A 21849-nucleotide genomic window follows, 5' to 3' on the forward strand; every position below is an offset into this window, starting at 1 on the left:
CACCGGTGAGAGCGGTGGGGCGGCCTGCCATTACGCGCTTTCGACGGGGCTTCGACGTGACCTGCGTCACGTCGATTTCCGGCCGCCCCGGCCGTGCGCCAACTCGGGTCGAAGCGGCCGAACGGCGGCGGGGCCGGTAGGCTGGGCGGGTTGTCCGATCGCCGCCCGACCGCGGGACGGGGCCGCAAAACCGCCTCTGACCTGCGATGATCCCCCTCGGAGACCGTGAGTACTGCCGCCGCCTCCTCGATGCCGCTGTTCTCCGACGTACCGGAGACGCTGGAGCCCGTCCGGGCCGTCGGCCACGCCGCGCCCGTCGGCTCGCACCACCTCTCCCCGGCCTTCCCCGGCCGCGCCCCCTGGGGCACCGCGGGCAAGCTGCGGGCCTGGCAGCAGGGTGCGCTGGACAAGTACATCGAGACCCAGCCGCGCGACTTCCTCGCGGTCGCCACCCCGGGCGCAGGCAAGACCACCTTCGCGCTCACCCTGGCCTCGTACCTGCTGCACAACCACCTGGTGCAGCAGGTGACGGTGGTCGCGCCGACCGAGCACCTGAAGAAGCAGTGGGCCGAGGCCGCCGCCCGGATAGGCATCAAGCTGGACCCGGCGTACTCCTCCGGACCGCTGTCCCGGGAGTACCACGGCATCGTGGTCACCTACGCGGGCGTCGGGGTCAACCCGATGCTGCACCGCAACCGGACCGAGGCCCGCAAGACCCTCGTGATCATGGACGAGATCCACCACGCCGGTGACTCCAAGTCCTGGGGCGAGGCCTGCTTCGAGGCCTTCGAGCCGGCCACCCGTCGGCTGGCGCTGACCGGGACGCCGTTCCGCTCGGACACCAACCCGATCCCGTTCGTCTCGTACGAGGCGGGCGGCGACGGCATCCGCAAGTCCGTCGCCGACTACACCTACGGCTACGGGCACGCGCTCGCCGACCACGTCGTCCGCCCGGTGATCTTCCTCAGCTACAGCGGCAACATGCGCTGGCGCACCAAGTCCGGCGACGAGCTGGAGGCCAGGCTCGGCGAGCCGATGACCAAGGACCTGATCGCCCAGGCCTGGCGCACCGCGCTGTCCCCGCAGGGCGAGTGGATCCCGGCCGTGCTGCAGGCCGCCGACCGGCGGCTGTCCGAGGTCCGCAAGGCGATCCCGGACGCCGGCGGACTGGTGATTGCCACCGACCAGACGGTGGCCCGCGCCTACGCCAAGATGCTGCGCGAGATCAGCGGCGAGAAGGTCACCCTGGTCCTCTCCGACGAGACCGAGGCCTCGCAGCGGATCTCCGACTACTCGGCCGGGACCTCGCGCTGGATGGTCGCGGTCCGCATGGTGTCCGAGGGCGTCGACGTGCCGCGGCTGTGCGTCGGGGTGTACGCCACCTCGATCTCCACCCCGCTGTTCTTCGCCCAGGCCGTCGGCCGCTTCGTGCGCGCCCGCAAGCGCGGCGAGACGGCCTCGGTGTTCCTGCCGACCATCCCGATGCTGCTGGGCTTCGCCAACGAGATGGAGCTCCAGCGCGACCACGTGCTGGACCGGCCGAAGAAGGAGGGCGACGGCCTCTTCGACGAGGAGGACCGGCTGCTCGCCGAGGCCGAGCGGGCCAACGACGGGCCGGACGGCGCGGGCGGCGAGGAGTTCTCCTACGAGGCGCTCGGCTCCGACGCGGTCTTCGACCGGGTGCTGTACAACGCCATGGAATTCGGCATGCAGGCCCACCCGGGCAGCGAGGAGGAGGACGACTACCTCGGCATCCCGGGCCTGCTGGAGCCGGACCAGGTGCAGATGCTGCTGCAGAAGCGCCAGCACCGCCAGATCCAGCGCAGCAAGACCAAGCCCGCCGAGGAGGCCGACCTGCTGGAGCTGCCGGCCGAGCAGCGGCCGGTCGTCACCCACCAGGAGCTGCGCGAGCTGCGCAAGGAGCTGAACGCGCTGGTGGCCGCCTGGCACCACCGCACTAGCCAGCCGCACGGCACCATCCACAACGAGCTGCGCCGCCAGTGCGGCGGGCCGCTCACCGCGCAGGCCACCGCCAACCAGCTGAAGGCGCGGATCGCCCGCATTCGGGAGTGGGCGAAGTAACGGTCCGGCGGGCGGGGGCGGGCCTGTCCGCCCCGGGCCCGTCTGCCCCGGTGTGTCCGGACATCGGACCGAGGTCGAACTCGTGCCCTGTTGCACCTGGCGACTTGGGGGTGTTTGTCCGGAGTTCCGGCTGGCGTTGGTGACGATCACGCCCGAATTTTGGACAACCACTTCCGCCGCGACATTTCCTTCACTACCTTTCCCCCACGCTCTTCCGCCGGGCAACCCCCGCGGGACGGGCTCCGCAGGACCGCGCGGCCGTCAACGACGACACCGCGCGGCCCGAGCGCGGCCACCCCCATCTGCGCGCGACACCGACCTTTTGGCCCGGCGCCGCCCGCCCCGCGAGCGCCGCGGAAAGGAATGTCCGTCGTGACTGCCGAGACCTCCCAGACGCTGGACCGCGGCGTCCGCGTCCTCAAGCTCCTCGCCGACTCCGAGCGCGGGCTCACCGTCACCGAGCTGGCCGCCCGGCTGGCCGTCAACCGCACCGTGGTCTACCGGCTGCTCGCCACCCTGGAACAGCACGGCCTGGTCCGCCGCGACATCGGCGGCCGCGCCCGGGTGGGCCTGGGCGTGCTGCGGCTGGCGCACCGGGTGCACCCGCTGCTGCGCGAGGCCGCGCTGCCCGCCCTGCGCAGCCTGGCCGAGGACCTCGGCGCCACCGCCCACCTGACCCTGGTGGACGGCAACGAGGCGCTGGCCGTCGCCGTGGTCGAGCCGAGCTGGACCGACTTCCACGTCGCCTACCGGACCGGACTGCGCCATCCGCTCACCGAGAGCGCGGCCGGTCGGGCGATCCTGGAGGCCCGCGGCTTCCCCAGCCAGCGCCGACCCGAGCAGGGCTTCGTCATCACCCGTGCGGAGGAGCAGTCCGGCGCCAGCGGGGCAGCCGCCGCGCTGCTGGGGCTGAGCGGCATCGAGGGCAGCGTCGGCGTGGTGATGCTGAACGGGCTGGTGCCCGAACGGGTCGGCCCCCGAGTGGTGGAGGCGGCCACCGAGGTGGCCGACGCCCTGAGGTAGCGCCTCCGCCCCGAGCCGGCGGCGAGCGGGCGAACCACGGAGCGGCGCCGGGTGTGTTTGGATTCCCCTTGTGTCCGACACCAAGCTGCCCAAGGCCCTCTCCGCCCCGCGGACCCGCGCACTCACGCTCTGCGGGGTGCTGGCCGCCGCGCTGTTCGGCGTGGCCGCCTTCGTCCCGTTGCCGTACACCCTGACCTGGCCGGGCCTGACCGCGGACACCCTGGGCTCCTACCAGGACCACCCGGTGCTCACCATCACCGGGGCGCCGCTGCGCACCACCGAGGGCGAGCTGCGGATGGTCACCATCTCGGCCACCAACCCGGGGCAGAAGACCAGGCTCTGGCGCGCCCTGCAGGCCTGGTTCGACCCCGAGGAGGCGGTCCGCCCGACCGACACGGTGTACCCGCAGGGCAACCCGGCCAAGGCCGAGGAGGTGACGGCCCAGCAGATGGCCGAGTCGCAGGACAGCGCCACCGCGGCCGCGCTCAGCTACCTCCACCTCTCGCCGGACCAGGTGAAGGTGAAGGTCGACCTGGGCGACGTGGGCGGCCCGAGTGCCGGCCAGATGCTGGCGCTGGGCATCGTGGACAAGCTGGCCGGCGACGGCAAGGGAGGCGACCTCACCGGCGGACTGAAGATCGCCGGCACCGGCACCATCGACAACGACGGCACCGTCGGCCCGGTCGGCGGCGTCCCGCTGAAGACCCAGGCGGCCGCCCGGGACGGCGCCACGGTGTTCCTGCTGCCCAAGGAGGAGTGCACGGACGCCAAGGTGAACACCCCCAAGACGCTGCGGCTGGTGCCGGTCGGCACACTCGCCGAGTCGGTCTCGGCACTGGAGGCGCTCAGGAGCGGGGGCAGCGTCCCCAGCTGCTGACCGGTTGCCGTCGTCGATTCTCCGTGGGCGGACCGTCCTACTCGGCGGCTGCCTGGTCCACCAACGGCAGGATCCGGTACGGCACCGGGTTCTCCAGCACGATCGCGGTGGAGGAGCGGACGATCCCGTCGAAGCCCACCACCCGGTCGATCACCCGCTGCAGATCGGCGTTGGAGCGGGCCACGATCCGCACCAGCATGTCCCCGATGCCGGTGATCGTGTGCAGCTCCAGCACCTCCGGCACACCCGCCAGGTGCGCCCGCACGTCCGCGCCCTGGCCCTGGGAGATCTCCAGGGTGGCGAAGGCCGTCACCGGGTAGCCGATCGCCGCCGGGTCCACCTCCGGGCCGAACCCGCTGATCACCCCCTTGGCCTGCAGCCGGTCCAGCCGGGCCTGCACGGTGCCGCGGGCGACCTGCAGCCGACGCGAGCACTCCAGCACACCGATCCGGGGCTCCTCTGCCAGCAGCCGGATCAGCCGACCGTCCAGGGCGTCGATGGCGTCGTTCCCGCCGCCCGACGGGGGAGTGGAAACGCCCTGCGGGGTAGGGGAGTTGGGCGAGCCGGGGGAGCTCGGGGAGTGGGCGGGGGGCATCGCGGCTCCTCCTCCGGTGGGCATTCTGTACAGCGGTGCCGCCGATTCTCCCGCTCCGGGGCACAGCTTGACCAGGAGGAAACGGAACGGTTGCGCGTAGGTCGGCTCGGCGCCACCCTCCAGCCACGACCCCGTGCCACGGGCCCCACCCCGGACGCGGGGCGGGTCCGTACGCCTACCGGGAGGGCCGTCATGACCGACACCGCCGCCGAACCCGTCCTGTTCGCCGCGGGCCTGGCCGAGGGGCCGGGGGAGCCGGATCCGCTGGCGATGGGCCGCGCCGACGCGGTGGTCCTCGCGGTCGCCGACGCGCAGCGGGCGGCCCGCCACTACTGCGCCGCACTCGGGCTGCGCTGCACCGCGTACGCCGGGCCGGAGAGCGGCGAGCCGGAGACGGTGTCGTACGTGCTCTCCGCGCCGGGGACGCGGATCGTGCTCACCTCGCCGGTGCGGGTGACCGGCCCGCGCGGCCGGGAGCTGGCCGCGCACCTGGCCCGGCACGGGGACGGGGTGCTGGACCTCGCGGTGAGCGTGCCGGACGTCTACTACGCGTACGACTACGCGGTGGACCGGGGCGCGCTGTCGCTGGCCGAGCCGTACGAGGTGCGGGACCGGTTCGGCTCGGTGGTGCTGGCCACCATCGGGGTGCCGGGCGGCACCAGACACACGCTGGTGGACCGGGCCGGGTACGCCGGGCCGTACCTGCCGGGATACGTGCGCTTCGAGAGCTGGTGACGCCGGGGTGACACCGGTGACGCGGCGTCAGCGGATCGCCGTCTCCACGATCGGCGGGTGGCCGTTCCAGTAGACGAACACCGAGTTGGCCTGCTCGCCCTTGGTGAAGTCCACCCGCATCCACTGGTCGCCGTTCCACACCTGCATCTGCCAGCCCGGGTCCGGGGAGGCGGAGACCAGCGAGGCCCGGTCGGCGCGGATGTCCAGGGCGACCCGGCCGCCGGGGATCGGGTAGCTCTTCACCGTGGACGTCGCGGTGTCGGTCGGCGTGGGCCGCCGGGCGGTCGGGGTGGCGGCGGCGACGGTCGGCGGGCGGGTTGCGGTGGCGGTCGGGGAGGCCGGTGCGGGCGTGAGCCGGTCCTGGGCGGCGGTGCGCGGCTGGTCGGGGGTGACGGTCGCGGTGTACGGCGTGCCGCCGACCCTCGGGGAGGGCAGCGGCAGCGCCGCGGGCTGCTCGAACGCGGCGTCGGTGAGCACCGCGTGCACGCCGAGCCAGGACAGCGCCACCGCCGCCCCGGTGGCCGCCGCCCAGGCGCCGAGCTGTACCAGTCCGTTCCGCATCGTCCGCACATCCTGCCGTATTCCCGGGCCGTCGAGGGCGGCACCCTCGCTGTTCGGCAGGGCAGTCGCACGATGTCCGGACCCGGCCCGGGCCCACCCCCGAGGTACAGACCACTGCCCGTCGATGGCGTACCGTGCAGGCCCATGGCAACAGTGCTCGTGGTCGAGGACGACCCCTTCGTACGTTCCGCCCTCATCCGCCACCTGACCGACACCGGTCACGCGGTCCGCAGTGTGGGCACGGCTCTGGAGGCGCTGCGGGAGGTCGCCCAGGTCGGCTGTGACCTCGTGATCCTGGACCTGGGGCTGCCCGATCTGGACGGCGGCGAGGCGCTCAAGATGATCCGTGGGCTGACCAACGTCCCGGTGATCATCTCCACCGCCCGGGACGACGAGGCGGAGATCGTCCGACTGCTCAACGACGGGGCCGACGACTATCTGGTGAAACCTTTCTCCGGGGAGCACCTGAGCGCCCGGATGGCCGCCGTGCTGCGCCGGATCGGCAGCGGCGCCGCGCCCGTCGCCCAGGTGCTTCGGGTCGGCGGACTGGCCATCGACCTGCAGCGGCGCGAGGCCGTCCTGGACGGGCGCCTGCTCGACCTGACCCGGCGTGAGTTCGACCTGCTGGCCTTCCTGGCGGGCCGGCCCGGCGTGGTGGTGCCGCGCAAGGAGATCCTCGCCGAGGTCTGGCAGCAGACCTACGGCGGCGATCAGACCATCGACGTCCACCTCTCCTGGCTGCGCCGCAAACTCGGCGAGACCGCCTCCAACCCCCGCTACCTGCACACCGTCCGCGGCGTCGGGGTCCGGCTGGAGGCCGTCGGGGACCCCGGGGAGCACCGGACATGAAGCGGTTCGCGCACTCGCTGCGCTGGGCCCTGATCAAGGCCGCCGTGGCCGGGACCACCATGGTCGCCCTGGCCTTCCTCATCCCGCTCGGCCTGATGGTCCAACAGACCGCCCGGGACCGGGCGTTCACCGCCGCCGAGCGACAGGCCGCCGCGCTCGGCCCGGCGCTGGCCATCACCACCGACCAGGACGCCGTCAACCGGGCGCTGGCCAGCACCGACGCGGGCGCGCAGGGCCGGATGGCGGTGCACCTGCCGGTGCCCACCGGGGTGCCGACCGGCGGCGGGCCGGACGGGCCCACCATCGGCGAGGGGCGCGCGACCCTCGGCGACGTGGCCACCGCCGGCGGGCAGGGCCGCTCCTTCACCGTCGCGGTGCCCGGCGGCTACGCGCTGCTCCAGCCGGTCGCGGTGGACACCGGCCGGACCGCCGTGGTCGAGGTGTTCGTGGCCGAGAGCGACCTCACCCGGGGCGTCTCCACCGCCTGGCTGGTGCTCTCCGCGGTCGCGCTCGGCCTGGTCGCCATCTCGGTGCTGGTCGCCGACCGGATGGGCAGCCGGATCGTCGCCTCCGCCCGCCGGCTCGCCACCGCCGCCCGTTCGCTCGGCGCCGGCAACCTCGCGGTCCGGGTCCCGGTGGCGGGAAAGCAGGTCGACGGCAGCCCCGAGGAACTGCGCGAGGCCGCCCAGGCGTTCAACACCATGGCCGACCGGGTGATCCAACTCGTCGCCGCCGAACGCGAGTTGGCTGCCGACCTGTCGCACCGGCTGCGCACCCCGCTGACCGTGCTGCGGCTCAACGCCGCCTCGCTCGGCGACGGCGACGCGGCCGACGCCACCCGGCACGCGGTGGCCCAACTGGAGCGCGAGGTCGACCAGATCATCCGCTCCGCCCGCCGCGCACCCGAGGACGCGCCCGCCGTCGTGGTCGGCTGCGACGCCGCCGAGGTGATCCGCGAACGGGTCGGCTTCTGGTCCGCGCTGGCCGAGGACGAGGGCCGTCGCTGGCAGCTGGCCGGCGCCGAACAGGCCGCGCCGGTACCCGTCCAGCGCGCGGACCTGGCCGCCGCCGTCGACGCGCTGCTCGGCAACGTCTTCCGCCACACCCCCGTCGGCACCGCCTTCTCGGTGGACGTACTGGCCACCGACTGCTCCGTGATCGTGCTGGTCGGCGACGGCGGGCCGGGCTACAGCGACCCGGCCGCCGCCCTCACGCGCGGCGAGGGCCACGGCGGCGAGGGCTCCACCGGCCTCGGCCTGGACATCGTCCGCAAGCTCGCCGAGTCCACCGGCGGCGACCTGGCGCTCGGCCGCTCCGCCGTCCTCGGCGGCGCGGAGACCAGGCTGCGGCTGCGCACCCGGGCGGAGGGGGCGTCCCCCGCGCGGGCCGGCCGGCGGCGCTCGCGGGGCGCGCTGTTCGCGAAGTGACCCGGTGTCATCCCGCCCGCTCGCCTTCGGCCCGGGGCGGTGGCGGGGCGGCTCGGGGCGGTGGCGGGGCCGTTCCTTAACTTTGGCCTAAGGGAGTTCTACCGCATGCTCAGCCCGCCGCTTCGGCCTCTTCCGCGCCGCTAGCGTCGGTCGCGCCGGTCGCCCGACCGGCGAAGGCACACGGAGGTAGCGCGCCATGACCAGCCAGCCCACCCGCCGTTCCGGCCGCCGCAGGCGCAGCCGCAAGGGCGCGATCATCGGGGCCTCCGCGGTCGCCGCCGCCGTGGTCGCGGGCGGGGTCGTGGTGCTCGCCTCCTCGGCCAGCGCCGCCTCGCTCGGCGCCGTCTACAGCCGGACCAGCAACTGGGACTCCGGCTACACCGGGCAGTACCTGGTCACCAACCCGGACAGCGGCGCGATCGAGGACTGGACGCTCAGCTTCGACCTGCCGGCCGGGGCGAAGATCGACTCGCTCTGGAACGCCACCTTCACCGCCGACGGGCAGCACATCATCGTCAAGCCGGAGTCCTGGAGCAAGCGGCTGGAGCCCGGCAAGAGCGTGGTGGTCGGCTTCGTCGCCCGCGGCGCGGGCGCGGCGCAGGCCGAACCGGGCAACTGTCTGATCAACAACGTCTCCTGCAAGGCGGGCGACGGCACCGTGCCCACGCCCTCCGGGCGGCCGACGGCCACCGCCACCGCGGTTCCCAGCGCTACGGCTACGGTCTCGGCTTCGGCCAGTGCGAGCGCCACCGCCACCGTCAAGCCCACCCCGACCGCCACCGCGAAGCCCACCACCCCGGCGCCGGTCCCCGTGACCACCGGCCCCGGCCAGCCCGCCACCCCCACGGCGACCGGTGTGCCCGTACCCCCGGCCGGTGCCGGGGCCGGCTTCGCCCCGTACGTGGACACCTCCCTCTACCCGCCCTACGACCTGGCCGCCACCGCCAAGGCCACCGGCGTGAAGAACTTCAACCTGGCCTTCGTGGTCTCCGGCGGCGGCTGCGCGCCCAAGTGGGGCGGCGTGAGCGACCTGTCCGCCGACGCGGTGGCCGCCCAGATCGGCGCCCTGCGGGCGGCGGGCGGCGACGTCCGGGTCTCCTTCGGCGGCGCCAACGGCAGCGAGCTGGCCCTAGCCTGCGACTCCACCGCCGACCTGGCCGCCGCGTACCAGAAGGCCGTCGACGCCTACGGGGTGACCAAGCTCGACTTCGACGTCGAGGGCGGTGCGATCGCCAACGCCGCCGCCAACACCCGGCGCGCCCAGGCCGTCGCCCAGCTGCAGAAGAACGCCGCCGCCAGGGGAAAGGCCCTCGACGTCTCCTTCACCCTGCCCGCGCTGCCCTCCGGCCTGACCCAGGAGGGCGTCAACCTGGTCGCCGACGCCAAGGCCAACGGCGTCGCGATCGGCGCCGTCAACATCATGGCGATGGACTTCGGCGACGGCGTCGCCCCCAACCCGCAGGGCCGGATGGGCACCTACGCGATCGCCGCGGCCACCGCCACCCAGGCCCAGGTCAAGAGCGTGCTGGGGCTGGACGACGCGGCCGCCTGGCGCAAGGTCGCGGTCACCCCGATGATCGGCGTCAACGACGTCGCCAGCGAGGTCTTCACGGTGGCCGACGCCAAGCAGCTCGCCGACTTCGCCGCGACCAAGCACCTGGCCTGGCTGGCGATGTGGTCCGGCACCCGGGACAAGGCCTGCGACGGCGGCGCCAAGGGCTACGCCGACGCCACCTGCAGCAGCATCGTCCAGCAGCCGCTGGACTTCACCCGGACCCTCGGCGGCTACACCGGCTGAGGCCCCCGCCCCCGGGCCCCTGTTCACCCTGCCCCTGTTCGTCCCACAGGCCCCCTGGTCGGCCCCGGACGTCCGTGCTCAGCCCGCAGCCGGGCACGGGCGGCCGGGGCGTCACTGTTCCGCAGCTCGGCCCGCGTTATGACGCTGCGTAGTTGATCGTGCCCAGGCCGGGTCCGGCGCCATCCGGTATCGTCGCTGGTTGGCCGAGCGGTGGACGGAGTGGACAGTGACAGCGGTGCAAGACGAGCGCAGCCCGGTGCGGACCGTACCCGATCCCTCGTCCGCCCCACTGTCCGACCGGCTGCGGCTCGCGCTCGGCGCCCCCCCGCGCGCGCTGCGCGAGGCGCCCCGCCGCCCGCTGCTGGCCGCCTCGGCCCTGGCCCTGCTGTCCCTGGTCGTGTACGCAGTGGTCCGCCACTTCGTCCACACCTCGATGGTGGACATGATCGTCTATCGGGCCGAGGGCGCCGCCGTCGCCAACGGCACCGACCTGTACGCGCTGCGCGTCACCGAGTGGAACCTGCCCGCGACGTACCCGCCGTTCGCGGCGATGCTGTTCGTCCCGACCACCTGGTTCCCGGTCCCCTTCCTCCGGGTGGCGATCACTCTCGGCAACCTCGGGCTGCTCGCACTGCTGACCCACCTGTCCTTCAAGCTGGTCGGCTGGCCCCGCCGCGAGCTGCGACCGATCGGCGTGGTCCTGGTGACCGGCCTCGGCGTCTGGCTCGAACCCGTCTTCACCACGCTCCGGTACGGCCAGATCAACCTCGCCCTCGCCTGCCTGATCCTCTGGGACCTCACCCGTTCGGACGCGCACCGCAGCAAGGGCATGGCGATCGGCATCGCGGCCGGCCTCAAGCTCACCCCCGGCCTGTTCGCCGTCTACCTGCTGATCACCGGCCGGGTCCGGGCCGCCTTCACGGCCGGCCTCACCTTCCTCGGCACCTTCCTGATCGGGGCGCTCTTCCTGCCCGACGCCACCTGGGGCTTCTGGACCAAGTACCTCTACGACTCCTCCCGGGTCGGCAAGACCGAGATCGTCGACAACCAGTCGCTGCGCGGCGCCTTCGCCCGCCTGCTGCACACCGCCGACCCCGGAATCCTCGCCACCCTCGGGGCCGGCCTGGTCGCGCTGGCCGGCCTCGCCGTCGCCGCCTGGGCCGCCCGCAGCGGCCGCTGGCTGCCCCGGGCCGAGGCCTGGGGCGTCTGCTGCGCCGCCGTCACGGCCGTGCTGATCTCACCGATCAGCTGGACCCACCACTGGGTCTGGTGCGTGCCGGTGCTCGTCCTGCTCGCCGCCGAGGCCTCCGTCGAGCACGCTCGCCCGGCGGGCGTGCGCAGGCTGCGCTGGCGGGCCGCGTTCTGGGCCACGCTGGTCGCCTTCCTGTCCTTCGCGATGTGGGCCGCCAAGCCGCTCGGCCCGGCCGTCCTCCACATGTCACCCCTGCGCCAGCTGCCCACCTCGATCTATCCGTGGGTCGGACTCTGCTTCCTGCTCGCCGCCGCGATCCGGACAAGGGCCCGGCGGCGGTCCGCCGGCGCGCCCCTGGTCCGGCTGCCCGGACAGCGCAGCGGCGACAGCGGCCCGGACGCCACCCGCGGTCGTCAGCAGGCCCCCGCGGCCCGCTGAGCCGGCGGGGGCGCCGTTGCTGTTGCCCGGTTCCCGGGCCTGTTCCTGCACGTGTTGTTGCGGCACGTGTTGTTCCTCCGGGTGGTCTGCCTGGACGCGTTGTTCCCGGGTGCGTTGTTCCCGCACGCGCCAGTGCACGCTGCGGCGCACGCCTACGCGAGCAGCTCGGCGAGCGAGCCGTCCATGTCCAGCGCGGCCAGCTCGCTGCCCGGCGGGACCAGCCGGTGCGCCCGCTCCAGCCAGGCCGCGACGGCCGGCAGCGGCGCCTCCAGCAGCGCGTCCCCGGCGGGCGAGCTGAGCGCCAGGCAGAGGATGCTGCGCCGGCCCGAGCGGGTCGGCCAGATCCGCACGTCGCCCTGGCCGCACGGGCGGAAGGTGCCCTCGACCAGCAGCTCGCGGGCGAACACCCAGGTGACCGGGGAGCCGGTGTCCAGGTGGAAGGTGATGTACACCGCGTACGGGTCGTGGTTGCCGTAGGTCAGTCGGGCCGGGACGGGGACGCTCTGCTCGGGGGAGAGCACCAGGTTGAGCTCCAGCTCGTGCTCCACGACGCTGACGGGGCGGTCCATGATCGTCTTCCTCTCTGCCTTCGGTTCGTGCCCGGTTCCGGGCCCTGTGACCTTTGAGAGGGCGGTGCACACCGGCTCTTACACACGTTTCCGGGTTTTCTTCGGGAAGTTTCCTGAGGGGTGGTGACGGCCGGGGGCGCGGCGCGCGGGCACCTGCCGCGCGCCGGTTCCCTTACCCCGGGTGGCCCTCCGCTGTCCGAGGATTCGCCAACTTCCCGTCGCCACTCCAGCGAGGTACTACCCTTTGTGACTGTTCGGCGACTGTCCGCCCGTCGCCGGCGCCCCCACGCGCGCGCCGAGCGCCCCGGGTGTGCCGGGCGCGCCGCCGTGGCTTGCGTTGAGACCTGTTCCGACCCGTCCCGACCGTCCCGACCCCCCATCGGCCCTCGTCGGGACCTGGCAGGAGAGAAGACCGCCATGACGGACCGCCCCTTCGCCGCCGACGGCGACCCGGCCGTCGCACCCGAGCCGGGCTACTACCCCGACCCCTCCATCCCCGGCTTCGTCCGGTACTGGGGCGGCTCGGCCTGGGTGCCGGGCACCAGCCGCCCCGCGCCCGCCGAGGGCGAGGTCCTGCAGCCGCCCCGGTTCGCCGCCCGGCGGCCCGCCCCCGACGTGGCCGCGGCGCGGGTGGTGCCGCCGCCGGTGCCGCAGGCGCGCTCGCACTCGCCCCTGTCGCCGTCGCGCCCGGCCGAGACCTCCGCCGACACCGGGCCGGTCTACCTCGACCAGACCGCCGGCGGGGCGTCGTTCGTGGTCGGGCCGCGGGCCGCGGAGGTGATCGGCGGGCCGGTGTTCCGCACCGTCGAGCCCGCCGCGGAGGAGGCCCCCGGGGCGTCCGGCTGGCAGGCCGATCCGCGGACGCAGCAGGGCCTGATGGAGACCGGCGGGGCGCCGCGCTGGGTCTCCTGGGGGGTGCTTCCGGGGGCGCCCGAGGCGGAGGAGGGGCGCGCGGAGGCTGAGCGCGCTCCCGTTGCCGTGGAGGTGGCCGCCGCAGTCGCGCCCGCCATCGCGGTGACGGTGCGGGAGCTGCCGACGCCGGTGGCTGCCGCAGTGCCGGTGCCGGCGGTCGGGGCGGAGGGCGAGTCGGCGGCCGAGGGGGAGGTCGCGGCGGAAGCCGCGACGGAGGCCGCGCCCGATCCCGTACGGTCCGTACCCGCTCCGGCGCCCACCCGGGTTTTGGTTCCCGTACCCGCTGCTCCGCTGCCCGACGCTCGGCCGGCCCGGGAGGCCGCCGTCCGCCGTCGGTCCGCCGCCCCCGCCGTGCCGGCCGGGCTGGGGCGGCGGCTGGCGGCTCGGGCGGTGGACACCGGGGTGCTGTTGGTGGTCGCCGTCGCCGCGGGGATCCCGCTCGGCCGCTCGGTGGCCGACCACCTCCAGCAGAAGCTCGACCGGGCCAAGATGGCCAGCTTCCTCACCCGTCGCCATGTCCAGGTCTGGCTGGTGGACGGCGTGGTGGTGGGCAAGCTGGCCGTGCTGCTCGGCATCCTGGTGTTCGTCAGCCTGCTCTACGAGGTGCTGCCGATCGCCCGGACCGGCCAGACCTTCGGCAAGCGGCTGGCCCGGATCCGAGTGGTGGACGCCGCCCAGCCCGGTGAATCCCGGTTGGGCCTCGGCCGCTCGCTGCTGCGCTGGACGGTCGGACAGCTCGGGCTGGTGCTGCTGCTCGGCCTGGTGTGGCCGGTGTTCGACCGTCCGGCGCGGCGCGGCTGGCAGGACCGGGCGGCCCGGACCCGGGTGGTCCGCGGCTGAGGCCGCAGCGCGGGTCGTCGCCGGGGGGACGTTGCGACGAGGCCGCTCCGGCCCGGGCGGCAAAACGGACAAAATGTCCTAAGTGTCGAGAATGCGTGATGTTCTACTCGGGGAATGAGCACCCACGACCCCTCAGGCCCCCAGCCGGAGGGGGGCGGTAAGCCCTCCTTCGGCAAGCGGCCCCCGTACCCCGGTGGCGGCACGCCGGAAGGCGAACCGCCGCGCCCGACCCCGCCCGGCGCCCCGGCCGAGGGCCCCGGCGCCTACCGGGGCACCTACGGCGGATCGGACCACGGTCAGAAGCCGTACGACCAGCCCCCGTCCGGCTACGGCACCGGCCCCGGCATGTACGGCACCCCCGTCCCCGGGATGCCGCCGATCGGCACCTGGCCCAAGCGGATCCTCGCCCGGCTCATCGACCTCATCCTCGTCGAGGCCATCGGCGTGGTCATCGTCGGACCCTTCGCCGACCTCGGCACGCGCAATGGCTCCACCAGCGCTTTCTGGCTCGGCTGCGCCATCTACCTCATCTACGAGGGCCTGATGCTCAGCCGGGACGGCCAGACCCTCGGCAAGAAGGCGACGAAGGTCCGCGTCGCCATGCTGGTCGACGGGAACCCGCCCACCCAGTCCGCCGCCTGGACCCGGGCAGCCGTCTTCATCCTCCCGGCCGTGCTCTGCTGCGCCGCCCTGTGGTGGCTCATCGACGGGATGTTCGGCGTCTTCGACAGGCCCTTCCGCCAGTGCATCCACGACAAGGCCGCGAAGACCGTGGTGGTCACCGCCGAGGTCTGAACGCGACGGCGGGACGACGCCCGGCGGCGGATCAGCGCTGCCGGGCGTACTCGCGTCCGGCAGTGGCCGGGGAGCCGGGGCCCTCCGCAGGGCCGGCCGGGCGGGAGGACACGGACAACGAGACCGTCACCACGGTGCCGAGCGCCAACGCGAAGGCCACCAGCACCGCGACCTCCAGGACGCCCGAGGCGCCCGAGACGGCCAGCAGTGCCACCGTGGTGGCGACGACGGTGAACGAGCCGAGGCAGAACTGGGCAGCGGACGGACGCGGCATGGCGGGGGCCCTTCGCACGTCGGGGGAAACGGGCGGGAGTTGTGCCGGTTCCAAAGGTCCTACCCGGCAGGGGAGTTCGGTAAGTCCAGGCTAACCTGCAGGATCGGGGGCACGGGGGGCGCACGGGCTCACCCCGGGGTCGTCCGAGCCCCTCGGTACGGTGGAGCCCGTCCACACCGCGCAGACCGGGGGAACCGACCGTGCCCATCCCCGCCGACTGGCCCACCACCGAGGCCCAGGCGCTCGCCGAACAGGAACGACTGCGGCCGCTCGTGCAGGCCGTCGACGACGACGACAGGTCCGAGGAGCGGCTGATCGCCGGGGTCGACGTCGCGTACGACGACGACCACGACCTCGTCGTCGCCGCGGCCGTCCTGCTCGACCGGGACACCCTCGACGTCGTCGAGGAGGCCACCGCCATCGGGCGGATCGCCTTCCCCTACGTCCCCGGACTGCTCGCATTCCGCGAACTCCCCGCCGTCCTCGACGCTTTGGCCGCCCTCACCCGCACCCCCGACACCGTCGTCTGCGACGGCTACGGCCTCGCCCACCCGCGCCGCCTCGGCCTCGCCAGCCACCTCGGCGTCCTCACCGGGCTGCGTACCCTCGGTGTCGCCAAGACCCCCTTCACCTTCGCCCACCGCGAACCCGACACGGAACGCGGCTCCTCGACCCCGCTCACCGACCCCGCCACCGGCGAGGAGGTCGGCCGAACCGTCCGCACCCGCCCCGGCGTGAAACCCGTCTACGTCTCGGTCGGCCACCGCATCGGCCTCGACACCGCCGTCCGCACCACCCTCGACCTCGCCCGCCGCTACCGGCTGCCGGAGACCACCCGGCACGCCGACTCCCTCTGCCGCCGCGCCCTGGCCGAGGCCCTGCGCGCCCGGACGTCCCCGAACTGACCCCGCCCCGGGCGGAATTCGGACCCGGTGTGTTAGACATGAGACACCGGGGCCCGGCTCCGGCCGCAGGGGACGGACGCACGGGGGAGGCGCCGAAGTGGGAGCAGGGACCGGTTCGACCGGGGGAAACGGACAGGGCTACCGGGTCGAGGTCGAACAACTCCGCACCTTCGCAGGCCAAGTGCGGCTGCTGCTCAAGACCTTCGAGAAGGACGCGAACGGTACGAACACCCACGGGCTCAGCGGCATCGGCAAGGACGCCTTCGGCACCTTCGCCGAGGCCACCGAGATCCACGGCCGCTACAGCAGCATGCGGGACGCGCTGCGCGACGTGCTCAACCAGCTCCAGGGCGCCATCGACGAGGCCCAGAAGAGCGCCGAACTCACCGCGACCAACTACGAGGAACACGAGCAGCACGTGGCCAAGAAGCTCAAGCTCGCCGACGACGGCTGGTCGGTCGCCGACCCCTCCGCCACCAGCGAGGTCGCGTACGAGCAGAAGCAGAGCCTCGTCCCGTCCAACCGCGGCAACGCCACCCTTTAGCCGCCCGCGACCCGAACGGAGGGGAACCACCCGTGGTCTACACCGACTTCACCAAATACAGCCACGCCCAGCTCCGCAAGATGGCGCAGGCCCTCGACCCCGGCGCGGTCATGGCCGCCGGCGATCCCTGGCGCAAGGCCGCGACCGCCCTCAAGGACATCCGCAAGACCCTCACCAACGTCAGCACCGAGGCCGCCACCTCCTGGGAAGGCCCCACCAGCAACGCCTTCCACGCCAGCATGCTCAGCCTCGCCTCCAGCATCAACGAGGCCGCCGCCTACGCCAACGACGCGGCCAACACCCTCCACAACATGTCCGAGGCCATGGCCAAGGCCAAGCGCGACATGCCCGAGGAACCCGGCAACTGGGACAAACTCAAGGACAAGGTCGACGACTTCCTCAGCACCGACGACGAGCACATCCAGATCGCCGACCGCAAGAAGGCCGAGGCGGCGGCCGTCATGCAGACCCTGGCGATGCACTACCGCATCGCGACGCCGGCGCTGAAGGCTCCGCCGGTGCCTTCCTACAAGGGCATCGAGAAGAATCCCACTGATCCGGGATCGCAGGACGACCCGAGCAACGCCGCGGCGGCCGTGACGGCCGCGGTGTTCTCGGGAGCCTCTTTCGGAGCCGGGGGAACGTCGGCGCGGTCGGCGGCTGTCAGCGCTCCGCAGCGGCCCAAGGCCTCGCAGCCTCCGATGACGGCAAGCTCCACGTCCAGGAACTCGGCCGTCCCGACCGACTCGGGGATCAAGGGAGGGACGGCGCAGGCCCCGCCGAAGTCGGCCGCAGCCGGTCGTGGCCCCGATGCGGGCGTCTCAGGCAACCCAGTGCCCCGTCCGAGCGGAAGCGTGCCGGGCCCCGTCACCTCCGGGACCCAGACGTCCGGCGTGAACGGCCTACCGTCGACGGCGCCGACGAGCGGACTGATCGCCGGCGGCGGTGGGCAGACGACTGCCAGTCCTTCGGGACCGACCATGCAGAGCACCCCGGTCGGGCCCGGCTTCGGGCAGGGCAAGGCCGGATTCGGCGGCAAGGAGTTCCCCGGCGGCGGCGCGGTGCCGGTGGAGGGTTCGGGCCCACGCGGGGGCCGAGCCGTCAGCGCCGGCGGTGGCGAGGTCTATCCGGGAATCGGAGCCGGGGGCCGTCCGGCGCCCGGTGGCAAGCAGGGAGGCGGCTCTGTGGCCCGGCCTGGTGGAGCTGTCCGCGAGACGACGCCGCCCGGTACCGGAGCACGCGGCAAGCAAGCCTTCACGGAAGGCGGATCCGGGCTGGGGGCTCGGAGCCGGATGGGCGCCGAACTCGGAGCCCGTGGCACAGGCGTCATGGCGCCCGGCATGCCGATGAGCGAGGCACAGAGTCGCAAGAAGGGCCGGGGGAAGGACGGCAAGCGGCCCGACTACCTTGTCGAGGACGAGGAGACCTGGGCGTCGGAGAAGCCGGCGAACCCGAACGTGGTGGAATGAGGCCGTCCGTAAACGGACGGGTGATCTGATCGCATCCCGCAGGTCGGTGATCTGCGGGATGCCTCGTTGAGTGGGGTGACCGGGTTTGACGAGCCGCCTGTTGGCGCGTGGTACGGCGGTCCTTGCCGCTGGGGCACTGGTCTTGGCCGTCGCCGCACCGGCGGCATCCGCTGACCAGATCAGGGACAAGCAGTGGGCTCTGAAGACCTTCGAGGCTGATGCCAAGGTCTGGCCGGTCAGCCAGGGCGACGGTGTCGTCGTCGCGGTGGTCGACAGCGGCGTGAACTCGGAGCATCAGGACCTGAGCGGGCAGGTCCTTCCAGGGGCCGACTTCTCAGGTACCAAATCGGACGGGCGCATCGACACTGATGGCCACGGCACCGGCATGGCGAGCCTGATCGCGGGGCACGGCCACGGTTCGCAGGACGGAGTCATGGGTCTGGCCCCCAAGGCGAAGATCCTTCCGGTGAAGGTGCGGACGAGCGACGGTGGCCCCATTCCTGAGCAGAACGATCTCGCGGCGGCGATCCGCTTCGCGGCGGACAACGGGGCGAAGGTCATCAATCTCTCCATCGCCGGGGGGTCGCGGTTCGACTCGCAGTCGCGAAAGGCTGTCGCATACGCGGTCTCCAAGGATGTCGTGCTTGTAGCGGGTACGGGCAACGACGGTAAGACCGACGGTGTTGGGTATCCGGCAGGCTTCCCAGGGGTGGTGGCCGTGGGGGCAGCGGACTCCAAGGGAGTTGTCTGGGAGGACTCCACGTCAGGTTCCGAGACCACGCTCATCGCACCCGGTGTGGGGATTTATCACGCCTCGGCGAAGTCCCCGACGAGCTATGCGGTTGGGGACGGTACTTCCGACGCCACTGCCTACGTCTCCGCCACCGCCGCGCTCATCCGTTCCAAGTACCCCAACTTGTCCGCCGGGCAGGTGATCAACCGGATGATCAAGACGGCCACCCCTCCCGCCAACGGGACTGTGGTGCCCAACAATCACTACGGCTACGGAACCGTCGCGCCCGCGAAGGCGCTGGAGGCGAACCCCGCCGTGGACAACGGGCCGAAGGAGAACCCGCTCGTGAAGCGGCCCGAGTCGAAAGGCACCCCGCCGGGCTACGACGACGACGCGACAGACGAGCCCTCCGTGGAGCCCGTGGTCCCCGAAGGGGATGCCGGCAGCGGGAGCAGCGACAGCACCGGCCTGGTGATCGCCGCAGCCGCCGCCGGTGCCGTGGTGCTGGGCGCGTCGGTGGCCGCCGTGCTGATGGCCCGGCGACGGAAGCGGGCGGCGGCTGAGGCCGCGGCGGCCGCAGCCGGGGTGTGGTCGCAGCCGCCGCCCTACCAGCAACCGCCCTACGGCGGGCCCGGTCACTGAGTGGCGAGCCAGTCGTCGCGTAGGGCGGCCATGTGGAGGACGTCCCAGTAGCGGCCGTCCCAGTGGTGGGCCTGGCGGGCGCGGCCTTCGAGGGTGAAGCCGGCCTTCCGGTAGGCGCGGGCCGCGCGTTCGTTGTACTCGTAGACCTCCAGGTGGACGCGGTGGAGGCGGACGGTCTCGAAGGCGTGGCGCAGGACCAGGAGGGTGGTTTGGGTGCCGATGCCGCGGCCGGTGCTGTCGGGGGTGAGGGCGATCCGGAAGTCGGCGGAGGAGTTGTCGGGGTCGACGTCGGTGAGGGCGGTTTCGCCGAGGAAGCGTCCGGTGGCGGGGTCTTCGACGGCGAGGTCGAGCCGGTCGGGCTGGTCGGGGCGGGTGGTGCACCAGTTTTCGATCTGGTCGCGGGTGAAGGCGGTGCGGGTGCCGGTGAGGCGGTTGGTCTCCGGGTCGACGCAGAGCTCCCACATCGGGTCGGTGTGCCGGGCGTCCAGAGGGACGAGGCGGACGCTGGGGCCGTGGAGCACGGGCTTCACGGAGAGGGCGGAGAGATCGCTCGGCATGGCGCCCAGGATGCCCGGCGGCGCCCGGTTCGTACAGGGAATTACCGCGCGTCGAGGGGCTGTTCGGCGACGGCGATCTGCTGCCGGTGGTGGGCCGGGGCGGTGAGTTCGTCGACGACGGCGACGGCGAGGTCGGCCTGGGCGATGCGGGGGCCGAGGACCTGGGGGCCGCCGACCCGGTAGTGGCCGGTGCCGGGGGCGGTGCGGTCGAGGTCATCGGCGGGGTGACGACGACCCAGTCGAGGGTGGCGGGGGAGCCGTGCAGCAGGTCGAGGGCGGCTGAGTGGCCAAGGCTGCGTTCGATGGAGCAGGACGGTGTGGTGGCCCGGACCGAGTACGCCGAGAACCCGCCGCGGGTCGAGTACGCGTTGACGCCGCTGGGCCGCACGCTGCTCGGTCCGATGGACGCGGTGTGCGCGTGGAGCCGTGAGCACCTGGACAGCCTGCTGGCGGCCCGGCTGGAGTACGAGCGCGACGACCGCTGACCCGGGAACGCCTGGCAGCATTTCGGCGGTCGCTGGCGCCCTTGCCGCTGGTGGGAGGTCGGCGCGGCCGCCATGCTGGGCCCATGAGCACTTCAGAGCACGCCCTGAGCCCCGCCGACGCGATCGTCCCCGACACCAAGGACTGGACCTGGGTGCTGGAACGCCCGTGCGCCGACTGCGGGTTGGACACCCCGGAGGTGGTGCCCACGGACGTCGCCGCGATGGTCCGGGCGAACGCGCACAGCTGGCTGACGGTGCTGGCCGGCGACGAGGAGGAGCTGCGCCGCCGCCCGGCCCCGGAGATCTGGTCGGACCTGGAGTACGCCTGCCACGTCCGGGACGTCTTCCGGCTGTTCCTGGTCCGGCTGAACCTGATGCTGGACCAGGACGGCCCGCTGTTCCCCAACTGGAACCAGGACGAGACGGCGGTCGCCGAGCGCTACTGGGAGCAGCGGCCGCAGACGGTGGCCGGGGAACTGGCGGAGGCCGCCGAGGCGCTGGCGGCGGCGTTCGAGGCGGTGGCGGGCGAGCAGTGGCGGCGGACCGGGAAGCGCAGCGACGGGGCGCGGTTCACGGTCGAGTCCTTCGCCCGCTACCTGATCCACGACCCGGTGCACCACCTGTTCGACGTGACGGGCGAGCGGCTCTGAGGTGCCCGGGGGCGGGAGGGGTCACCACCCGGAGGCCTCGCGCAGCATGGTGCGCCGCAGCCGCCCGGCCACGCTGGCGGTGTCGGTGCCGATGACGTCGGCGATCTCGGGTGCGGCGAGGCCGACGACGTAGTGCAGGATCGCCAGGTCGTCGTCGGCGGGGTGGCGGTCCTGGTCGACGGCGGTCGTCTGCCGGGTGTGTTCGGCGACGGTGGTGCGCAGGATCTGCCAGGCGAGCGCGGTCGGGTTGGGGCTGGTGAGCAGTTCCCGCCAGTGGACGGCGATTTCGGAGAAGGCCTGTTGCACGGCGGTGGCCGCGTCGCCGTGCCCGGTCAGCCACACCCGGGCGTAGCTGAGGTACCGGGGGCGGTGGAGTTCGCAGAAGGCCGCGAATTCCAGTGGTACGCCCTCCGGTTCGCCGGGCTCGGAGGGAGGCTCGGCGGCGCTCGTGTGACTGTTGGTCATCTCGTCTTCTCGGAAAGGGAGATGGGTGTCTGACGGTCGATCATCTGTGCTCACTCTACGGTAGGCCCTCGGTGCGCTGGGTGACCAATCTGATGGAATGCCCGGAACCCGCCGCCGCTCGGCCGGTTCCGGCGACAGCCGGTGCGGCGCGGCGGTGGTACTGCCGGGCGGGGCGGGCCAGGGCCGGTCGGAGCCGGTCCGTGGAGTGCTGCGCAGTGGTGCGGGGGACGCAGGTGTGAGCGTGTCGCAGCTGGTCAGAGGGTGTGGGAATGCAGGTGCTGTACGGCAGTTGAGGTGCCACCGTAGGGCCTGCCGGGTCTCGCGTCCACGCCCACGGCGCGAAGCTGTGGCCGCACAACCACCCGCGCAACCGTATTCACGGCGGGTCTTGCCTCGGGGCGGGTGTCGGCGGGCGGGAACGGGTGCGGCGAT

Annotated in this window: 22 protein-coding genes; 16 read left to right on the plus strand and 6 right to left on the minus strand. The window is 73.2% G+C overall.

Annotation, left to right across the window (positions count from 1 at the left end; genetic code table 11):
* Positions 1 to 249 precede the first annotated feature (249 nt).
* The 3 genes from ACWC9T_RS08585 to ACWC9T_RS08595 all read left to right on the plus strand — a co-directional run bounded on the left by ACWC9T_RS08585 (position 250) and on the right by ACWC9T_RS08595 (position 3982).
* The gene (locus tag ACWC9T_RS08585) at positions 250 to 2082 is read left to right on the plus strand and encodes a DEAD/DEAH box helicase (RefSeq protein WP_449820353.1); all 1833 of its coding nucleotides are present in this window, start codon (positions 250 to 252) and stop codon (positions 2080 to 2082) included.
* 372 nt (positions 2083 to 2454) lie between these two features.
* The gene (locus ACWC9T_RS08590; RefSeq protein ID WP_350739323.1) at positions 2455 to 3105 is read left to right on the plus strand and encodes an IclR family transcriptional regulator; all 651 of its coding nucleotides are present in this window, start codon (positions 2455 to 2457) and stop codon (positions 3103 to 3105) included.
* A gap of 70 nt (positions 3106 to 3175) precedes the next feature.
* Entirely contained in the window at positions 3176 to 3982 is an 807-nt protein-coding gene (locus ACWC9T_RS08595; RefSeq protein ID WP_449820294.1) for a S16 family serine protease, read from the plus strand.
* A gap of 37 nt (positions 3983 to 4019) precedes the next feature.
* Here the strand turns inward: ACWC9T_RS08595 and ACWC9T_RS08600 are convergent, their stop codons facing one another.
* Entirely contained in the window at positions 4020 to 4577 is a 558-nt protein-coding gene (locus tag ACWC9T_RS08600; RefSeq protein WP_449820295.1) for an Lrp/AsnC family transcriptional regulator, read from the minus strand.
* A gap of 192 nt (positions 4578 to 4769) precedes the next feature.
* On the opposite strand from ACWC9T_RS08600, the gene ACWC9T_RS08605 reads away from it, so the two are divergent.
* Positions 4770 to 5312 (plus strand): VOC family protein, encoded by a 543-nt coding sequence (locus ACWC9T_RS08605; protein WP_449820296.1) that lies wholly within the window; start codon positions 4770 to 4772, stop codon positions 5310 to 5312.
* A 27-nt stretch (positions 5313 to 5339) separates the two neighbouring features.
* On the opposite strand, the gene ACWC9T_RS08610 is transcribed toward ACWC9T_RS08605, so the two are convergent.
* On the minus strand, positions 5340 to 5873 hold the full coding sequence (locus tag ACWC9T_RS08610; RefSeq protein ID WP_449820297.1) for a hypothetical protein: 534 nt from the start codon (positions 5871 to 5873) through the stop codon (positions 5340 to 5342).
* A gap of 144 nt (positions 5874 to 6017) precedes the next feature.
* Between ACWC9T_RS08610 and ACWC9T_RS08615 the strand changes: the two genes are divergently transcribed.
* The 4 genes from ACWC9T_RS08615 (at position 6018) to ACWC9T_RS08630 (ending at position 11577) form a co-directional block, all read left to right on the plus strand.
* Positions 6018 to 6722 carry a response regulator transcription factor gene (locus tag ACWC9T_RS08615; RefSeq protein WP_449820298.1) on the plus strand — a complete coding sequence of 235 codons (705 nt, stop codon included), beginning with the start codon at positions 6018 to 6020 and terminating at the stop codon, positions 6720 to 6722.
* Between the two features lie 17 nt (positions 6723 to 6739).
* Positions 6740 to 8149, plus strand: a complete 1410-nt coding sequence (locus ACWC9T_RS08620; protein ID WP_449820354.1) for a sensor histidine kinase — start codon at positions 6740 to 6742, stop codon at positions 8147 to 8149.
* Between the two features lie 196 nt (positions 8150 to 8345).
* On the plus strand, positions 8346 to 9947 hold the full coding sequence (locus ACWC9T_RS08625; RefSeq protein WP_449820299.1) for a glycoside hydrolase family 18 protein: 1602 nt from the start codon (positions 8346 to 8348) through the stop codon (positions 9945 to 9947).
* A 226-nt stretch (positions 9948 to 10173) separates the two neighbouring features.
* Positions 10174 to 11577, plus strand: coding sequence for a glycosyltransferase 87 family protein (locus ACWC9T_RS08630; protein ID WP_449820300.1), 1404 nt, complete (start codon positions 10174 to 10176; stop codon positions 11575 to 11577).
* Positions 11578 to 11729: 152 nt separating this feature from the next.
* Here the strand turns inward: ACWC9T_RS08630 and ACWC9T_RS08635 are convergent, their stop codons facing one another.
* Entirely contained in the window at positions 11730 to 12146 is a 417-nt protein-coding gene (locus ACWC9T_RS08635) for an SsgA family sporulation/cell division regulator (protein ID WP_449820301.1), read from the minus strand.
* Positions 12147 to 12563: 417 nt separating this feature from the next.
* On the opposite strand from ACWC9T_RS08635, the gene ACWC9T_RS08640 reads away from it, so the two are divergent.
* Both ACWC9T_RS08640 and ACWC9T_RS08645 read left to right on the plus strand, forming a co-directional pair.
* Positions 12564 to 13898, plus strand: coding sequence for an RDD family protein (locus ACWC9T_RS08640; protein ID WP_449820302.1), 1335 nt, complete (start codon positions 12564 to 12566; stop codon positions 13896 to 13898).
* A 114-nt stretch (positions 13899 to 14012) separates the two neighbouring features.
* Complete coding sequence (locus ACWC9T_RS08645; protein ID WP_449820303.1) at positions 14013 to 14693, plus strand: RDD family protein; 681 nt, start codon at positions 14013 to 14015, stop codon at positions 14691 to 14693.
* Positions 14694 to 14724: 31 nt separating this feature from the next.
* Here ACWC9T_RS08645 and ACWC9T_RS08650 read toward each other — a convergent pair whose 3' ends face one another.
* The gene (locus ACWC9T_RS08650; RefSeq protein WP_449820304.1) at positions 14725 to 14967 is read right to left on the minus strand and encodes a hypothetical protein; all 243 of its coding nucleotides are present in this window, start codon (positions 14965 to 14967) and stop codon (positions 14725 to 14727) included.
* Between the two features lie 200 nt (positions 14968 to 15167).
* Here ACWC9T_RS08650 and ACWC9T_RS08655 point away from each other — a divergent pair, with 200 nt between their 5' ends.
* The 4 genes from ACWC9T_RS08655 (at position 15168) to mycP (ending at position 19260) form a co-directional block, all read left to right on the plus strand.
* A complete protein-coding gene (locus ACWC9T_RS08655) occupies positions 15168 to 15872 on the plus strand; it encodes an endonuclease V (protein ID WP_449820305.1) in 705 nt (234 codons plus the stop codon).
* Between the two features lie 97 nt (positions 15873 to 15969).
* Complete coding sequence (locus ACWC9T_RS08660) at positions 15970 to 16416, plus strand: hypothetical protein (protein ID WP_449820306.1); 447 nt, start codon at positions 15970 to 15972, stop codon at positions 16414 to 16416.
* 32 nt (positions 16417 to 16448) lie between these two features.
* Entirely contained in the window at positions 16449 to 17885 is a 1437-nt protein-coding gene (locus ACWC9T_RS08665) for a PPE domain-containing protein (protein WP_449820307.1), read from the plus strand.
* Positions 17886 to 18027: 142 nt separating this feature from the next.
* Positions 18028 to 19260 carry a type VII secretion-associated serine protease mycosin gene (gene mycP, locus ACWC9T_RS08670; protein WP_449820308.1) on the plus strand — a complete coding sequence of 411 codons (1233 nt, stop codon included), beginning with the start codon at positions 18028 to 18030 and terminating at the stop codon, positions 19258 to 19260.
* Here mycP and ACWC9T_RS08675 read toward each other — a convergent pair.
* Entirely contained in the window at positions 19254 to 19817 is a 564-nt protein-coding gene (locus ACWC9T_RS08675) for a GNAT family N-acetyltransferase (protein ID WP_449820309.1), read from the minus strand. The genes mycP and ACWC9T_RS08675 overlap by 7 nt on opposite strands.
* Before the next feature lie 89 nt (positions 19818 to 19906).
* Here ACWC9T_RS08675 and ACWC9T_RS08680 point away from each other — a divergent pair, with 89 nt between their 5' ends.
* On the plus strand, positions 19907 to 20302 hold the full coding sequence (locus tag ACWC9T_RS08680; RefSeq protein WP_449820310.1) for a winged helix-turn-helix transcriptional regulator: 396 nt from the start codon (positions 19907 to 19909) through the stop codon (positions 20300 to 20302).
* 83 nt (positions 20303 to 20385) lie between these two features.
* Positions 20386 to 20952: a DinB family protein gene (locus tag ACWC9T_RS08685; protein ID WP_449820311.1), complete on the plus strand. Its 567-nt coding sequence runs from the start codon at positions 20386 to 20388 to the stop codon at positions 20950 to 20952.
* A gap of 21 nt (positions 20953 to 20973) precedes the next feature.
* Here ACWC9T_RS08685 and ACWC9T_RS08690 read toward each other — a convergent pair whose 3' ends face one another.
* Entirely contained in the window at positions 20974 to 21417 is a 444-nt protein-coding gene (locus ACWC9T_RS08690; RefSeq protein ID WP_449820312.1) for a hypothetical protein, read from the minus strand.
* Positions 21418 to 21849 lie beyond the last annotated feature (432 nt).

The organism is Kitasatospora sp. NPDC001159 (assembly GCF_053598235.1).

What these genes read in the sequence shown, in the direction of transcription:
- ACWC9T_RS08615 (WP_449820298.1), top strand. Translation starts at nt 6,018, where the DNA reads ATGGCAACAGTGCTCGTGGTCGAGGACGACCCCTTCGTACGTTCCGCC.
- ACWC9T_RS08605 (WP_449820296.1), top strand. Translation starts at nt 4,770, where the DNA reads ATGACCGACACCGCCGCCGAACCCGTCCTGTTCGCCGCGGGCCTGGCC.
- ACWC9T_RS08675 (WP_449820309.1), bottom strand. Translation starts at nt 19,817, where the DNA reads ATGCCGAGCGATCTCTCCGCCCTCTCCGTGAAGCCCGTGCTCCACGGC.
- ACWC9T_RS08625 (WP_449820299.1), top strand. Translation starts at nt 8,346, where the DNA reads ATGACCAGCCAGCCCACCCGCCGTTCCGGCCGCCGCAGGCGCAGCCGC.
- ACWC9T_RS08610 (WP_449820297.1), bottom strand. Translation starts at nt 5,873, where the DNA reads ATGCGGAACGGACTGGTACAGCTCGGCGCCTGGGCGGCGGCCACCGGG.
- ACWC9T_RS08685 (WP_449820311.1), top strand. Translation starts at nt 20,386, where the DNA reads ATGAGCACTTCAGAGCACGCCCTGAGCCCCGCCGACGCGATCGTCCCC.
- ACWC9T_RS08650 (WP_449820304.1), bottom strand. Translation starts at nt 14,967, where the DNA reads ATGCCGCGTCCGTCCGCTGCCCAGTTCTGCCTCGGCTCGTTCACCGTC.
- ACWC9T_RS08645 (WP_449820303.1), top strand. Translation starts at nt 14,013, where the DNA reads ATGAGCACCCACGACCCCTCAGGCCCCCAGCCGGAGGGGGGCGGTAAG.
- ACWC9T_RS08600 (WP_449820295.1), bottom strand. Translation starts at nt 4,577, where the DNA reads ATGCCCCCCGCCCACTCCCCGAGCTCCCCCGGCTCGCCCAACTCCCCT.
- ACWC9T_RS08640 (WP_449820302.1), top strand. Translation starts at nt 12,564, where the DNA reads ATGACGGACCGCCCCTTCGCCGCCGACGGCGACCCGGCCGTCGCACCC.
- ACWC9T_RS08585 (WP_449820353.1), top strand. Translation starts at nt 250, where the DNA reads ATGCCGCTGTTCTCCGACGTACCGGAGACGCTGGAGCCCGTCCGGGCC.
- ACWC9T_RS08635 (WP_449820301.1), bottom strand. Translation starts at nt 12,146, where the DNA reads ATGGACCGCCCCGTCAGCGTCGTGGAGCACGAGCTGGAGCTCAACCTG.
- ACWC9T_RS08690 (WP_449820312.1), bottom strand. Translation starts at nt 21,417, where the DNA reads ATGACCAACAGTCACACGAGCGCCGCCGAGCCTCCCTCCGAGCCCGGC.